The organism is Micromonospora deserti (genome assembly GCF_003236335.1).
Lineage (GTDB): Bacteria > Actinomycetota > Actinomycetes > Mycobacteriales > Micromonosporaceae > Micromonospora > Micromonospora deserti.
The window spans coordinates 1-16900 of the sequence record NZ_POUB01000128.1; the positions used below are offsets into that span (position 1 = coordinate 1).

Here is a 16900-nt window from a genome sequence, read left to right on the forward strand (position 1 = left end):
GCCCGGCTACCAGCTGCGCCTGGCCGAGAACGGCGAGATCGTGGTGCGCAGCCCGCACCTCGCCCCCGGCTACCTCGGCCACGACAGCGACCGGTTCGCCACCGACCACGACGGGGTGCCGACGTACCGCACCGGCGACCTCGGGCAGCGGCTGTCCACCGGGGAGCTGGTCTGCCTGGGCCGGCTCGATCGGCAGGTCAAGGTACGCGGGTTCCGGGTCGAACTGACCGAGATCGAGGCGGTGCTCGCCGAGCAGCCCGGCGTCGCCGGGGTCCGCGCCATCGCCCGCGACGGCGAGCTGCTCGCGTACGCCCGGCCGGCCGGTGGGGCGCTGGACGCGGCCGCCCTGCGCGTCGCCCTCGCCCGGCGGCTGCCGGAGTACGCGCTGCCCCGCGCCGTGGTGGTGGTCAACGAGTTCCCGCTCACCGTCACCGGCAAGATCGACGAGCGGGCGCTGCCCGACCCGGCCCGGGACGTGCCGGCCGGCGCGGAGCCGGCCAGCCCCACCGAGCGGGCCGTGCACGACATCTGGTGCGAGGTGCTCGGCCGCGACGCCGTCGGCCGCACCGACAGCTTCTTCGACGTCGGCGGGCAGTCCCTGCTGCTGGGGCGGGTGCAGGAGCGCATCGCCGAGCGGTTCGGGGTGCGCCTGCCGCTGCTGCGCCTGTTCGACCACCCGACCGTGGCCGCCCAGGCCGACCTGCTCGACACGCCGCCGGAGCCGGTCCGCGCGCCGGTCCTGCCCGCCCCGGTCGCCCCGGCGACCGCCGCCCGCCAGTACACCGGCGACGAGATCGCCGTGGTCGGCCTCGCCGGCCGCTTCCCCGGCGCGCCGGACGTCGCCACCTTCTGGTGGAACCTCTGCGCCGGCGTTGACTCCATCCACGACCACACCGACGAGGAACTGGCCGCCCTCGGCATCGGCCCGGCCCTGCGCGCCGACCCCCGGCACGTCAGGGCCGCGGGCCGGCTCGACGGCGTGGCCGACTTCGACGCCGGGTTCTTCTCCTTCGGCGAGCAGGAGGCGGCCCGCACCGACCCGCAGCACCGGCTCTTCCTCGAGACCGCCTGGGAGGCGCTGGAGGACGCCGGGCACGACCCGGCCCGCTTCCCCGGGCTCGTCGGCGTCTACGGGGCCACCTCGGCCAACCGGTACTTCCTGTTCCACCTCATGGACAACCCGGCGGTGGTCGGCGACGTCGACCCCGACGACTGGGAGGCCCGGCTGGTCGGCCGGCAGTTCACCGACCACCTGCCCGGGCAGGTCGCGTACCGGCTGGGGCTGACCGGGCCGGCGATCGCGGTGCAGAGCGCCTGCTCCAGCTCGCTGGTGGCGGTCTGCCTCGCCGCGCAGAGCCTCGCCGACTACCAGTGCGACATCGCCCTGGCCGGCGGGGTCAACGTCACCTGGCCCCGCTACCGGCACACCCCCGGCGGCCTGGCCTCGCCGGACGGCCGGTGCCGCGCCTTCGACGAGGCCGCCGCGGGAGCCGGCTTCGGCTCGGGGGTCGGCGTGGTCGCGCTGCGCCGGCTCGCCGACGCGCAGGCCGACGGGGACCGCGTCCTCGCGATCCTGCCCGGCTGGGCGGTCACCAACGACGGCGCCGACCGGGCCGGCTACGCCGTGCCCGGCCCGGCGGGGCAGGCCGCCGCCGTGGCCGGCGCCCTCGCCGCGGCGGAGGTGGCGCCCGGCGAGGTCCGCTTCATCGAGGCCCATGGCAGCGGTACGCCGCTCGGCGACGCCATCGAGGTCGCCGCACTGCACGAGGTGTACGCCGGCGCCGGCCCCGAGAGCTGCGCGCTCGGCTCGGTGAAGACCAACATCGGCCACCTCGATGCCGGTGCCGGCATCGCCTCGCTGATCAAGGCGGTGCTCGCCGTGCAGCACGGCGTCATCCCGCCGAACCTGCACTTCACCCGCCCGCATTCGGAGATCGACCTGGCCGAGGGCCCGTTCTACGTGCCGACGAAGGCGCGGGACTGGCCCGAGGCGCCGCGCCGGGTGGCCGGGGTCAGCTCGTTCGGCATCGGCGGGACCAACGCGCACGTCCTGGTCGAGCAGCCCCCGCCGGCCGAGCCGGCCGAACCGGCCGACGGGCCGTGGCTGCTGCCCGTGTCGGCGCGCACCCCGGTGGCGCTGCGGGCGGCGCTGACCCGGCTGCGGCAGCACCTCTCCGGTGCCGCCCCCGCCCTGGCCGAGGTGGCCGCCACCCTGGCGCTCGGCCGGCGGGCCTTCGGCTGCCGCGCCGCGGTGGTCGCCACCGACCTGGCCGGCGCGGTGGCCGCGCTGGACGAACTGCTCACCACCGACGCCCGGCTCGCCGGCGAACCGGGCCGGCTGCGCGACCTGGGCGCGGCCTGGGTCGCCGGGCGGGACGTCGACTGGACGGAGCTGCACCCGGAGGGCTCTATCCGCCGCACCGGGCTGCCCACCTACCCGTTCCAGCGCCAGCGGTACTGGATCGACCCCCCTCAGAAAGGCGCGCAGTGAACTGGTTCGTCTCCGCCGGCCGCCGTGACCCGGCGTCGGTCCAGCTGTTCTGCCTGCCCTACGCCGGCGCGGGCGCCAGCGCCTTCCGCCACTGGCAGGACGGGATCGGCGCGGGCGTCGAGGTGCTGCCGGTGCAACTGCCCGGCCGGGAGAACCGGATCAGCGAGGACCCCGAGTTCCAGGTGGCCGACGTCGCGCACGCCATCGCCGACCGGGCGGCCGGCCGGTACGCCATCTACGGCCACTCGATGGGCGGCCGGGTGGGCTTTGAGGTGGTCCGCGAGTTGCGCCGGGCCGGCCGGCCGCTGCCGCTGCGGCTCTACGTCGGTGGGGCGCGGGCCCCGCACGTGACCGCGTCCAGCCTCTTCGACGGGCTGTCCCGGGTGGACGACGACGAACTACTGCGCCGCCTCGGCGAGGGCGGCGGGCTCCCGGCCGAGCTGCTGGAGCATCCGGAGCTGGTGGAGCTGCTGCTGCCCCTGCTGCGGGCGGACTTCGGCCGGGTCGACCGCTACCGCTACCTACCGGACGAGCCGTTGCCGGTGCCGATCGTGGCGTTCAGCGGCCGGCACGACCGGGCGGTCACCCGGGAGCACAGCGACGCGTGGCGGGAGCACACCGCCGCCGGTTTCACCCTGCGCGAGATCGACGGTGGGCACTTCTTCCTGCACGACCGGCTGCCCGAGCTGCTCGCCGCGATCCGCACTGACCTGACCGCGGCCGCCACCCCCGACGCGGGGCGACCCGCCGGCGCCGCGGGGCGGTCCGGCGCGCCCGCCACGCATCTCGCCGTATCCCCGCAGCGGGCCGCGCCGGTGCCGGCCGGGACGGCGGCGGGCCCGGCCGTAGCGGCCGTCGGCAGGCACCGGGTGCCGCTCGGCGACACCGGCTGGTCGGTCTGGCGAGATGCCATCCTGCGCACCACGGGCTTCCCCGCCGAGGGGCTGACCATGCTGGCCGCTCCGCAGGCCGCCGCGGCCGCCGACGAGCTGCTGGCCACCGGCGCCGGCGCCGAACAGTTCGACAAGGAGTTCGCCGAGGCGGCGACCGCCGCCGGTCGGCGGCTGACCGAACTGGCCGGCGACCCGCTGCTGCGCGAGGCGATCACCTGGCAGAATCGGGGGGCCCTCGTTGCCCTGGACGGGCTGAGCCGGGGCGGCCCCGACCCGGCCCGCAACGTGCGCCGGCGGGACCGGGAGCGGGCCCTGCTCAAGTACTGGCAGCGGTACTGCGGCAAGAACGAGACGGTCGGCTTTTTCGGCCCGAGCTGCTGGGTCACCCTCGACCCGCGGCGCCCGGAGACCGCCGAGGTGCGCCCCGGCCCCGGCCTAACCCGACGCCGCTGGGTCTGGTTCGAATCCTGGGCATTGAGCGCCTACGCCGAGCGGATCGGTCAGGACCTGGCAGTGCGTCGCTGGTGGGCGCCGATGCTCTGCCCGCAGTTGAGCCTCGCCGACCGCGTCGTGCGGCGCCCCGGTCGGCCGCCGCTGCCGCTCACCCCGGTGGAGGCGGCGCTGCTGGCCGCCGCCGACGGGCGTCGCCCGGCACACGATCTGGTGACCGACCCGGCGATCGGGTTGCGCCGGCCGGAGGACGGGTACGCGCTGCTGGACCGGCTGGTGGAGCGCGAGCTGATCACCTGGGACGCGGTGCTGCCGGTCAGCCCGGCCGCCGAGGACGCGCTGCGAGAGCGCATCGCCGCCATCGGTGACGAGCCGGCCCGGCAGGCCGCCCGCGCCGGCTTCGACCGGCTCTGTGCCGCGCGGGACGCGGTGGCGGGCGCGGCCGGCGACCCGGACCGGCTGCGGGCGGCCCTCGACACGCTCGACGCGACCTTCACCGAGCTGACCGGGCAGCCGCCACGCCGCCGCGAGGGCCAGATGTACGCCGGCCGGACGCTCTGCTACGAGGACACCAGTCGCGACCTGGACGTGGTCTTCGGCGCGCCGCTGCTGGATCGGCTGGCCGCCCCGCTCGCGGTGCTGTTGCAGGCGGCCCGCTGGCTGGTTACCGCGCTGGAGCAGGCGTACGACGCGGCGTTCCGGGAGCTCTACGACGAGCTGCACGCCGAGGCGGGCGACGCTCCGGTGGTGCTGTCCGACCTGTGGTTCCTGACGCAGGGGCTGTTCTGGGGCAGCGGGGAGCGGCCGGTCGACGCGGTGGCCGCCGAGTTCGCCGGCCGCTGGGCCGGGTTGTTCGGCCTGGACGCGATGCCCGCCGGGACGACCGAGGTCCGACTGCCGGTGGCCGACCTCGCCACCCGGGTCGCCCAGGTCTTCCCAGCAGACCGCCCGGAGTGGCCCAACGCTCGGCTGCACAGTCCCGACCTGCAGATCTGCGCCGCCGACGCGGATGCGCTGGCCCGGGGCGACTACACCGTGGTCCTCGGCGAGCTACACGCCGCCTGGGCCTCCTTCGACTGCCAGGCCTTCACCCCGTCGCACCCCGATGTGGAGGGGCTGCGGGACGCGCTCACCGAGGACCTCGGTGAGCGGCGGCTCCGGCTGCTCTTCCCCACCGACTGGCCCCGGCGCACCAGCCGGGTGGCCGAGGCGCTGGTCGGGCCGACCGACCGGCAGCTCGCCTTCGCCCCGGCTCCGGGCGCCGACCCGGACCGGGTGCTGCCCACGGTCGAGCTGACCGTCACCGACGAGGCGGGCCGGCTGGTCGTTACCGCGCCGGACGGGCAGCGCTGGTCGCTGACCGAGGTCTTCTCCGGCCTGCTCACCGCGCACGCCGTCGACGGGTTCAAGCTGGTCGCCGCCGCGCCGTACACCCCCCGGATCGTCCTGGACGACCTGGTGGTGGCCCGGCAGACCTGGCGCACCACGGTCGGCGAGAGTGGCCTCGCGGCGGTCACCAGCGAGCGGGGGCGCTTCCTCGCGGTCCGGGACTGGCGCCGCCGGCTCGGCCTGCCGGAACGGGTCTACGTCAAGTTCGGCACCGAGACCAAGCCCTGCTTCGTGGACCTGTCCAGCCCCGCCTTCACCAACATGTTCTGTGCCATGGTGCGGGCCGCCCGGACCGACGGCGGCGACGGCACCTCGCTCGTGGTCAGCGAGATGCTGCCGACGGCGGAGGACGCCTGGGTGCCCGACGCGGCCGGACGGCGCTACTTCAGCGAGTTGCGGCTGCACATCGTGGACGCCGACGAACGGGAGCGCGATCGATGAGCCACCGGATACCGCTCGGTGACACCGGCTGGTCGGTGTGGCGCGACGTGGTGCTGCGAACCGCCGGCTTCCCCGCGACCGGGCTGGACGCCTTCGCCGCGCCTGAGGCGGCGGCCGCCGCGGACGCCCTGCTGGCCGGCGAGGGCGCGGCGGAACTGTTCGACAAGGCGGTCGCGACGGCATTGGCGGACAGCTCGGCGAAGGCCAGTGAGATCGCCGCCGACCCGCTGCTGCGGGAGGCGGTCACCTGGCAGAACCCGGAGATGCTGATCGCGCTGGACGGCCTGCTGCGTACCGACCCGGCAGTGCGCAACGTCCGGCGCCGCAAGCGCGAGCTGAGCCTGCTGCGCTACTGGCAGCGCTACTGCGGCAAGGCCGAGACGATCGGCTTCTTCGGCCCGGTCTGCTGGGGCCGGTTCGACCCGGACGGGCCGGACACGCGGCTCCGCCCAGGACCGGCCCTGGTGGCCCGGCGCGAGGTCCACTTCGAGGCGTGGGCGCTCATCGCGTACGCCGACCGGCTCGCCGACGACCTCGCGGTGCGGCGCTGGTGGGCGCCGGCGCTGCCGCCGCACCTGAGCGTGTCGGGCCGGTGGCTCACCCGGCCGCTGCACCCGCCGACCGAGCTGTCCGCGGTCCAGGCGCGGCTGCTGGCCGCCTGCGACGGGCACACCCCGGCTGTCGAGCTGGTGGAGCGGTTCCGCGCGGACGGCGACGCCGGGCTGCGGACCGCGGACGACGGGCTCCTGCTGCTCGACCGCCTGGTCGAACGAGGGCTGCTGACCTGGGACGCGGGTCTGCCGATCAGCCCGCAGGCCGAGCACGTGCTGCGCGACCGGATCACCGCCATCGGTGACCCGCACGTCCGCGGCGAGGTGACGGCCGCCTTCGACCGCCTCTGTGCGGCGCGCGCCGCCGTCGCCGCGGCCGCCGGCGACCCGGCCCGGCTCGGTGCCGCGCTGGCCGCGTTGAACGCCGAGTTCACCGCCGTCACCGGCCGGGCCGCGACCCGGCAGGCGGGGCAGATGTACGCCGGCCGCACGGTCCTCTACGAGGAGGCCGCCCGGGACCTGGCCGTCACGGTCGGCTCCCAGGTGCTCGACGCGCTGGCCGAACCGTTGGCGATCGTGCTGGCTGCGGCGCGCTGGCTGACCGCCGAGGTGGCCGTCGCCGGTGAGCGGATCATCGCCGACCTGCACGCCGAGTTGAGCGTCGACGGTCCGGTCCGGCTGGCCGACGTCTGGTCGCTGGCCCAGGGGCTGCTGCTCGCTCCGGACGGCCCGATCGCCCAGGCGAGCGCCGGGTTCACCGACCGCTGGGCCGAGCTGTTCGGCCTCGACGCCCTGGCCGCTGGACAGGCGGAGCTGCGGCTGGGCAGCGCGAGTCTGGCCGAGCGGGCCCGGGTGCTGTTCGCCGCCGACGGGCCGGGCTGGCCGTCCGCCCGGATACACAGCCCGGACCTGCAGATCAGCGCCAGCGATCTGGACGCGCTCAACCGGGGCGACTTCCTGCTCGTCCTCGGTGAGCTGCACCCGGCCTACATCCCGTTCGACAGCGCCGTGCTGACCCCGTTCCACCCCGACCAGCCGGCGCTGCGGGCAGCGCTGGACGCCGACCTCGGGCCGGCCCGGGCGCGGGTGCTCTATCCCGAGAGCTACCCGCGGACGGCCACCCGCATCACGCACGCGCTCAACGGCCCCGGCGACCGGCAGTTCGGCATCGACACCGCGCGTGGGGCCGACGTCCACCGGCTGGTCCGCGCCACCGAGGTGCGGGTGGAACCCGAGGGCGGCAGGTGGGTCGCCGTGCTGCCGGACGGCACCCGCTGGCCGCTGATGGAGATCTTCGCCAACCTGCTGGGCGCGCTGCTGCTGGACTCCTTCAAGCTGCTCGCCCCGGCCCCGCACACGCCCCGGATCACCATCGACCGGCTGGTGGTGGCGCGGGAGACCTGGCGGACCACGGTGGCGGAGACCGGGCTGGCCGGCGTCACCGGCGAGCCCGAGCGGTTCCTCGCCGTCCGCCGCTGGCGGGCCCGGCTCGGGCTCCCCGAACGGGTCTTCGTCAAGGTCGGCACCGAGGTCAAGCCCTGCTACGTCGACCTCACCGGCCCCCTGCACGCCCAGTCCCTCTGCGCCATGATCGGCGCCGCGGCGAAGAGCGGCCCGGACGTCGCCGTCACGGTCACCGAGCTGCTGCCGGACCCGGCGGGTGCCTGGGTGACCGACGCGCAGGGGCGCGGCTACGTCAGCGAGCTGCGCCTGCAGATCACCGATCCTGTGAGCTACCGGGGAGAGAACGGGTGACCGACATCCTGTCCATCAGCGCCGTCCACGGGGAGCCCCTGCCCTGGCCGGACGCGACCCTGGCGGAGCTGATCGCCGCGCAGGCCGCCCGGACACCGGGCGCGGTCGCGGTGCGCCAGTGGGACACCCGGCTCAGCTACGCCGACCTGCTCGCCCGGGCGGCCGGGGTGGCCGCCGCGCTGCGGGAGCGGGGTGTCGGCCGGCAGACCCGGGTCGGGGTCTGCGGCGCACGCACCCCGGACCTGGTGGTCACCGTGCTCGGGGTGCTGCTCGCCGGCGCCTGCTACGTGCCGCTGGAGCCGGGCGGCCCGCGCCGGCGGCTGCGCGAGATCGCCGCCGACGCGGGCGTGACCGTGGTGGTCGGCGACGCTGCCGAGGCCGAGTTCGGTGACGTGCCGGGCGTCGAGCCGCTCGGGCTGCCCGGCCCGGCCGCGCTGGCGCCCTGCCCGGCCGGCCCCGGCGACCCGGCCTACGTGCTGTTCACCTCGGGCTCCACCGGCCGGCCGAAGGGAGTGCTCACCACCCACCGCAACGTGGTCGAGTTCGTCACCGGCTGCGCGGCGCTGACCGGCGCCGACGCGGGGGTGCGCAGCCTCGGCATCGCCTCACTCGGCTTCGATGCGGCCACCATGGACCTTTTCGTGCCGCTGCTGCTCGGCGGGTCGGTGCAGCTGCTCGGCGCCGAGGACCGGGCCGACCCGGTGCGGCTGGCCCGGTTCATCGCCGCGCACCAGGTGAACTGGGGGTTCATCACCCCGACCGTGCTCTCCATGCTGGACCCGGCGCAGGTGCCGTCCTGGCGGGTGGTGCTCTGCGGCGGCGAGGCCGTGCCGGCCGAGCTGGCCGCCCGCTGGGCGCCCGGGCGGCTCTTTTTCAACGGCTACGGCCCGACCGAGACGACCGTGCTCGCGGTCAGCGGCGAACTGACCGCCGCCGAAGCCGACCCGGTGCCGATCGGCCGGCCGCTGCCCAACCACCGCGCGTACGTGGTGGACGCGCAGCTGCGCCCGGTGCCCCCGGGCGAGACCGGCGAACTACTCATCGGTGGCCCCGGCCTGGCCGACGGCTACCTCAACCGGCCCGGGCTGACCGCCGAACGGTTCGTCCCGGACCCGTTCTCCGACCGGCCCGGCGAGCGGCTGTACCGCACCGGTGACCTGGTGCGGCAGGACCCGGACGGGCGGATCGTCTACCTGGGCCGGGCCGACCGGCAGGTCAAGATCCGGGGCCAGCGGATCGAACTGGGCGAGGTCGAGGCCGTGCTGGCCGGGCTGCCCGGGGTGGACCGGGTCGCCGTGGAGGCGGTCCCCGGCCCGGCCGGCACCGAGCTGGTCGCCTTCCTCACCCCGGCCGCCGCGCCGGACGACGCGCTGCTGCGGGCGTACGCCGGGCCCCGGCTCACCGCCGCCATGCTGCCGGCCCGGGTACTGCGGCTGGACGAGCTGCCGGTCAGCGCGACCACCGGCAAGCTGGACCGGCCCGCGCTGCGGACGCTCGCCGCCGCCGGCCGGCCCGCCGAGCCGACCGGCCCGGTCGCGGCCGACGAGCCGGTCGCCGCGGCGGTGGCCCGGATCTGGGGCCGACTGCTCGGCGCGGCCCCCACGCCGGAGACCGATTTCCTCGCCGCCGGCGGCAACTCCATCGCCGCGATGCGCCTGGTCGCCGCGCTCCGCGCCGAGCTGGGCCGGCACGTCGACACCGAGGACGTGTTCACCGGCCGCACCCTGGCCGGCCTGGTCGCGCGGGTCACCGCCGCCGCCCCGGCCGACGGCGACGGGCTGAGCAGCGGCAACCCGCCCACGCTCTCCCCGCCGCAGCGCCGACTCTGGTTCGTCGACCAGCTCGCCCCGTCCAGCGCGCCGTACAACATCGCGGTGGCGCACCGGCTGCGCGGCCCGCTGGACACCGCCGTCCTCAGCGCGGCGCTGCGCGCGGTCGCCGAGCGGCACGACGTGCTGCGCTGGCGTATCCCGCAGACCGCCGGCGTGCCGTACGCGGTCTGCGAGGAGCCGACCGACGTGGCCGTGCCGGTGGTCGACCTGACCGGCAGCGGCGATGCCGAGGGTGAACTGGCCGGGCTGCTCGCCACCGGCGCGGCGCACGCCTACGACCTGGCCACCAGGCCGCCCTGGCAGGTGACCGTCTACCGGCTCGGTCCGGCCGACCACGTGCTGGCGGTCACCCTGCACCACGCGGTCTTCGACGGCTGGTCGGAGAAGATCCTCTACGACGACCTCGCCACCGCGTACGACCGGGCGCTCGCTGGGGAGATCCCGGCGCTGCCCCCGCTGCCTATCACGTACGCCGACTACGCGGTCTGGCGGGCCGAGCGGGACCGACGCCGGGGCCCGGCCGACCTGGACTGGTGGGTGGCCCACCTGCGCGACGCCCCGACCGTGCTGGACCTGCCCCGCGACCGGCCCCGACCGGCGGTGGCGACCTACGCCGGGGCCGAGGCGGCGGTGCGCCTGCCCGAGACCACCGACCGGGCGGTGCGGGAGTTGGCCGGGCGGCGCGGCACCACCGTCGCCGCGGTGCTGCTCGCCGCCTTCGGCGAGCTGCTGCGCCGGCTCACCGGCGGCGACGACCACGTGCTCGGCGCGATCGTCGCCGACCGGCGGCTGGCCGCCTTCGACGACGTGGTCGGCTTCTTCATCGACACCGTGCCGGTGCGGGTCCGCGGCGGCGGGGCGAGCTTCGCCGAGCTGGTCGACCGGGCCGCGGGCGAGCTGCACGAGGCGACCGCCCACCCCGGCGCCCCGCTGGAGAAGATCGTCGAGGCGCTCGGTGTCGGCCGGGACACCTCCCGCGCCCCACTGGTGCAGGTGCTGTTCAACGTGCTCAACTTCGCCCCGCCGCGGCTCGCGCTGACCGGCCTGACCGGTGAGCCGGTGCCGGTGCCCAAGCCGGGTTCCCCGTTCGATATCACCGTCTACCTGGTGGAACGGGCCGGCCGGTACGGCGTCGAGGTGGTGCACAACCCCGACCTGTTCGACGCCGAGCGGATCGACGGCCTGTTGGCGGACCTGGTGGCGCTGGTCGGGGCGCTGGCCGCGGCCCCCGACAGGCCGGCCGTCGAGGTGGCCGCCGAGCTGCCCCGGGCGGCCGTGCGAGCCCCGCGGCCCGGCGCGATGACCGTCGCCGCCGAGGCGCCGCGCGCCGTGCTGCCCGCCGGCCCGGACGGGCTGACCGACACCGAGGAGCTGATCGCCGGGATCTGGCGTGAGGTGCTGGACCGCGACCGCGTCGGCGTCACCGACAACTTCTTCGACATCGGCGGGCACTCGCTGGCACTGGCCGCGGTGCACGCCCGGCTGACCGCCGCCACCGGGCGTTCCATCCGGATGCTCGACCTGTTCCGCCACCCCACCATCCGGGCGCTCGCCGCCAGCCTCGACGGCGCAGCCGACCGGCCCGAACTGGCCCGCGCCGCCCTGCGGGCCGCCGCCCGGCGTAGCCGTACCCGCCGCAACCCACCTCGCCGCCCCGGCGGCACCGCGTGACGAAGGACAGCCTGATGAGCAACCCGACCGCAACCGACCCGACCGGCGACAGCGAGGGCATCGAGCCGATCGCGATCGTCGGACTGGCCGCCCGCCTGCCCGGCGCGGCCGACGTGAACGAGTTCTGGCGCAACCTGGTCGACGGGGTCGAGTCGGTCACCGAACTGACCCGGGAGGAGCAGCTCGCCCGGGGCGCCGGCGTCGACGAGGTGGACGACCCGGGCTGGGTCAACCGCGCCCCGCTGATCGACGGGTACGACGAGTTCGACGCCGGACTGTTCGGCATGACCGCCCGGGAGGCGGAGATCACCGACCCGCAGCACCGGCTGTTCCTGGAGTCCTGCCACACCGCGCTGGAGGACGCCGGCTACGACCCGGCCGGCTACGACGGGTCGATCGGCGTGTACGCCGGCACCGGCGGCAGCACCTACCTGCACCGCTACGTGATGCGTAACAAGCGGGTCAGCGGCGGTCCGCACGGAATCGTCTCGCTGGCCACCGGCAACTCCCCGAACTACGTCGCCACCAACGTGTCGTACCGGCTGGACCTGCGCGGGCCGAGCCTGACCGTGCACACCGCCTGCTCCACCTCGCTGGTCGCGTTCCACCTCGCCTGCGAGGCGCTGCGCAACGGCGAGTGCGACATGGCGCTCGCCGGCGGCGTCAACGTGGAGCTGCCGCACGTCGGCTACCTCGGCATGGACGGCTTCACCTCGCCCGACGGCCGGTGCCGCCCGTTCGACGCCGCTGCGAACGGCACCGTGTGGGGCAGCGGCGTCGGCGTGACCGTGCTCAAGCGCCTCTCCGACGCGATCGCCGACGGCGACACCGTCCGCGCGGTGGTGCTCGGCAACGCGATCAACAACGACGGTGCCGGCAAGGTCGGCTTCACCGCCCCCAGCATGGACGGGCAGATGGAGGCGATCGCCCAGGCCGTCGCGATGGCCGACGTCGACCCGCGCACCATCAGCTACGTCGAGGCGCACGGCACCGGCACCGCGATGGGCGACCCGATCGAGGTCGCCGCGCTCGCCGCCGTCTACACCAAGGACACCGACGACCGCGGCTGGTGCGGCATCGGCTCGGTGAAGTCCAACATCGGCCACCTGAGCCAGCCGTCGGGCATCGTCAGTGTGATCAAGACGGTGCTGGCGATGGAGCACGGGTTGATCCCGCCGACCATCAACTACGAGACGCCGAACCCCGCGATCGAGTTCGCCGACACCCCGTTCTACGTGGCGAACACGCTGACCAAGTGGGACACCGACGGCACGCCGCGCCGGGCCGGGGTCAGCTCGTTCGGCATCGGCGGCACCAACGCCCACGTGGTGCTGGAGCAGGCGCCGGAGGCGTACCACCCGTCGCGGCGGGTCCGCCCGGCGCAGCTGCTGCACGTGTCGGCACAGACCGCCACCGCGCTGGAGACCGCCGTGACGCGGCTCGCCGACTACCTGGCGGGCGCGGCGGACGGGGGGCCGGAGCACCTCGCGGACGTCGCGCACACCCTGCGGGTCGGCCGAGGGCAGTACCCGCACCGGGTTGCCGTGGTCGCCGCCGACCTGCCCGACGCGGTGGCCGCGCTGCGCACCCCGCGTCGCCGGCAGGCCGGCGTGGTCGACGGCCCGGCGCCCCGGCCGGCGTTCCTCTTCTCCGGCCAGGGCTCCCAGTACGCCGGGATGGGCGCGCAGCTGTACGCCGAAGAGCCGGCCTTCGCGGCCACCGTGGACTCCTGCGCCGAGTTGCTCCGTCCCGAACTGGGGCTGGACATCCGCGACCTGATCCTCGGCCGTGACCCGCAGGCGGGGGAGAAGCTCACCGAGACCCGCTACACCCAGCCCGCCCTCTTCGTCGTCGAGTACGCCCTCGCCATGCTGTGGCAGTCCGCCGGGGTGCGACCGGCGGCGATGATCGGCCACTCGATCGGCGAGTACGTCGCCGCCACGGTGGCCGGCGTGCTGAGCCTGCCGGACGCGCTGCGGGTGGTCGCCGCGCGGGGCCGGCTGATGCAGTCGCTGCCGCCGGGGTCGATGCTCGCCGTCGCCCTGGACGAGTCGGTGGTCAGCCCCCAGCTGCCCGAGGGGCTCGCCGTGGCCACCGTCAACGGTCCCGGCACCTGCGTGGTGGCCGGTCCGGGCGAGGCGGTCGCCGCGTTCGCCGAAACCCTGAAGGGCAAGAGCAAGGTGCTGCGCACCTCGCACGCCTTCCACTCGCCGATGATGGAGCCGATCCTGGCCGAGTTCACCGCGCTGATGGCCGCCGTGCCGCTGCGCGCGCCGGCGGTCCCGTTCCTGTCCAACGTGACCGGCACCTGGATCACCGCCGAGCAGGCCACCGACCCGGCGTACTGGGCGGCGCACCTGCGCCAGCCGGTGCGCTTCGGAGCCTGCGTGGCCACTCTGCTCGCCGAGGGCACCTGGCAGCTGGTCGAGTGCGGCCCGGGGAAGCAGCTGGCGAACCTGGCCCGCATGCAGGTCGCCAAGGGGTCCGAGGCGCAGCGCAGGCTCACCCCGCTGGGCAGTCTGCCCGGCCCGGGCGAGGCCAGCGGCGACCTGGCGACCCTGCTCGGCGCGGCGGCGGCGCTGTGGTGCGCGGGCACCCCGGTGCGGCTGGGCTCCGACCCGGACGCCCGGCGGGTACCGCTGCCGACCTACCCCTTCGAGCGGCGCCGCTACTGGGTGGACCCGGACCCGGTGGAGCCGGGCGGGACCGCACCGGTGGAGAGCGGCCCGCGCCCGCTGCCGGAGTGGTTCGCGGTGCCGGTGTGGCGGCAGGCCGCCCCGGAGCCGCGGACGGTGCCGCCGGGCCGCTGCCTGGTGCTCGCCGACGGTCCGCGCGGCGACGCGCTGGTCGCGGCGCTGCGGGCCGCGGGCGAGCAGCCGCTGACCGTACGCGCCGGGCAGGCGTTCGCCGCCGACCCCGACGGTTTCCGGCTGCGCCCTGGGGCGCGGGAGGACTACGACACTCTGGTCGCCGCGCTCGGCGCCGACCTGCCGGCGCGGCTGGTGCACGCGTTTACCCTGGACGGCGGGCCCACCGGCACCGACATCGCCGCCACCTGGGTCGCCCAGGACCGCGGCTTCTTCAGCGCGCTGCACCTGGTGCAGGCGCTCGCCGCCGCCGGCCGCACCGCCGAGGAGGGGGCGCTCACTCTGGACCTGGTCACCACCGGCGTCGGCGATGTCACCGGCGCCGACCTGACCCGGCCCGAGCACGCCACCCTGGCCGGGCTGGCCCGGGTGCTCCCGGTCGAGCTGCCCGGGCTCACCGTCCGGCTGATCGACGCCGACCCGGCCGACACCGGGGAGCGGGCCCTCGCCGCCGAGCTGCGCCGGCCGGTCGACCCGGAGCGGCCGGAGGTGGCGCTGCGCGGCGGGCGCCGCTGGGTCACCGGCTACGAGCAGGTCACCGTCGACGCCGAGGGTGAGCCCGGGGCGCTGCGCGAGGGCGGCCGGTACGTGATCACCGGCGGCCTCGGCGGCATCGGCATCACCCTGGCCGAGGACTTCGCCCGCCGCGCCCGCGCCCGGCTGGTGCTGCTGGCCCGCTCCGGCCTGCCGTCCCGCGAGGAGTGGGACGCGCACCTGACCGTGCACGGCGGTGCGGACCGTACCGGCCGGGCGATCGCGGCGATCCGCCGGATGGAGGCCGCCGGCGCCGAGGTGCTGGTGCTCGCCGCCGACGTCACCGACCCGGCCGACCTGGCCCGGGTACGGGCCGAGGCGGAGCGCGCGTACGGCGGGATCGACGGCATCGTGCACGCGGCCGGCCTGCCCGGTGGCGGCATGGCCGAGATCAAGGAACGGGCCGAGGCGGAGCGGGTGCTCGCGCCGAAGCTTGCCGGCACCCTCGCGTTGGCACAGGTCTTCGGCGACCTGCCGCTGGACTTCGTGGTGCTCTGCTCCTCGATCACCGCGGTGATCGGCGGCTTCGGTCAGGTCGACTACTGCGCGGCCAACAACGCGCTGGACGCGTACGCCCGCTCTGGGCTGGGCTGGCGGGCGCCGGTCGTGTCGCAAAACTGGGGCGGCTGGGCCGAGGTGGGCATGGCCGTGGAGACCGCCGCGCCGGCCGGGTTCCGGGCCGCGGGCCGGGACACCGCCACCACCCCGGTCGACCACCCGGTGCTCACCACGAAGGTGACCGGTCCGGAGGGCACGGTGCTGCACGGCCTGGTCTCCGCCGCCACCCACTGGCTGCTGGACGAGCACCGCATCGGCGGGGTGCCGGTGGTGCCGGGCACCGCCCACCTGGAGTCGGTGCGCGCCGCGGTGGCCGCCGTGGTGCCCGCGCCGACCGCCGACGCCGCGGTGGAGCTGCGCGACGTGGTGTTCCTGGAGCCGTTCTCGGTGCCCGACGGCACGGTCGCCCAGTACCGGGTCGAGCTGACCGACACCGACGACGGGGTCGACTTCATGGTGCGCAGCCTCGCCGCCGGCCAGCTGCGCACCCACGTGCGCGGTGCGGCGGGCTGGACGGCCGAGCCGGCCACCGCCGCGCGGGAGCTGACGGTCGCCGGCCGGCGGGTCGACGACGACGCGTCGTTCGGCCGGGGGCGTACCAGCATGCTGACCTTCGGGCCGCGCTGGGCCGCGTTGCGCGAGCACCACCTCGGCGACGGCGAGGAGCTGGCCCAGATCGAGGCGCCCGCCGAGGCGCTGGCGGACCTGCCGTCGTGGGTGCTGCATCCGGCGCTGCTGGACGTGGCGACCGCGTTCGGCCGCGGGCAGGGCTCGGGTACCTACCTGCCGCTGTCGTACGGGCGGATCGTGGTGCGCGGGTCGCTGCCGGCCCGGTTCCACAGTCACCTGCGGCACCGGGACGGCGCCACCGACGAGGTGGTCGCCGCCGACCTGTCGCTGCGCGACGCCGACGGGCGGGAACTCGTGGCGATCAGCGACTTCCTGCTGCGCCGGGTCGACCAGGGGGCGGTCACCGGCGGGTTGGTCGCCGCCGCGCCGGCGGAGACCGGGGACGCGGCGCCGGCCGGGCCGACCGAGGACATCCGGCCGGTGGACGGGGCGGAGGCGTTCCGTCGTAGCCTCACCGCCGGGCTCGGCGCGCAGGTGGTCATCGCCACCCGCGCGGTGGCGGACATCCGCCGCCGGGCCGGCCGGGTGACCGCCGAGAGCCTGGAGAACGAGCCGGAGAGCAACCGCTCCGCGCCCACCGTGACCGGTGGCGCTTCGGCGGCGCCGAGCACCGAGCTGGAGAAGACCATCGCCCAGGTGTGGCGGGACGGGCTCGGGGTGGCCGAAGTCGGCGTCGACGACGACTTCTTCTCCCTCGGCGGCAACTCCCTGGTCGCGGTGCAGCTGATCGCCGCGATGCGCAAGGCGACCGGGGTCCGGTTGCCGATGCGCAGCCTCTTCGAGACCCCCACCGTGGCCGGGCTCGCCGCCCGGATCGAGGAGCTGCGGCCCACCGCCG

5 protein-coding genes are annotated in these 16900 nt (G+C 76.1%); all 5 read left to right on the forward strand.

Annotation, left to right across the window (positions count from 1 at the left end):
* Positions 1-2491 (forward strand): beta-ketoacyl synthase N-terminal-like domain-containing protein (locus C1I99_RS18340; protein WP_111135446.1); only part of this gene is annotated, 2491 nt, incomplete at its 5' end.
* A complete protein-coding gene (locus C1I99_RS18345) occupies positions 2488-5664 on the forward strand; it encodes a thioesterase domain-containing protein (RefSeq protein ID WP_111135447.1) in 3177 nt (1058 codons plus the stop codon). The genes C1I99_RS18340 and C1I99_RS18345, both read left to right, overlap by 4 nt.
* Positions 5661-7970 carry a lantibiotic dehydratase gene (locus tag C1I99_RS18350; RefSeq protein WP_111135448.1) on the forward strand — a complete coding sequence of 770 codons (2310 nt, stop codon included), beginning with the start codon at positions 5661-5663 and terminating at the stop codon, positions 7968-7970. Before C1I99_RS18345 ends, C1I99_RS18350 begins: the two co-directional genes overlap by 4 nt.
* Positions 7967-11473 (forward strand): non-ribosomal peptide synthetase, encoded by a 3507-nt coding sequence (locus C1I99_RS18355; RefSeq protein ID WP_111135449.1) that lies wholly within the window; start codon positions 7967-7969, stop codon positions 11471-11473. The genes C1I99_RS18350 and C1I99_RS18355 overlap by 4 nt, the downstream gene beginning before the upstream one ends.
* A gap of 14 nt (positions 11474-11487) precedes the next feature.
* Positions 11488-16900, forward strand: a 5413-nt coding sequence (locus C1I99_RS18360) for a type I polyketide synthase (protein WP_111135450.1), incomplete at its 3' end; no start/stop codon positions are given.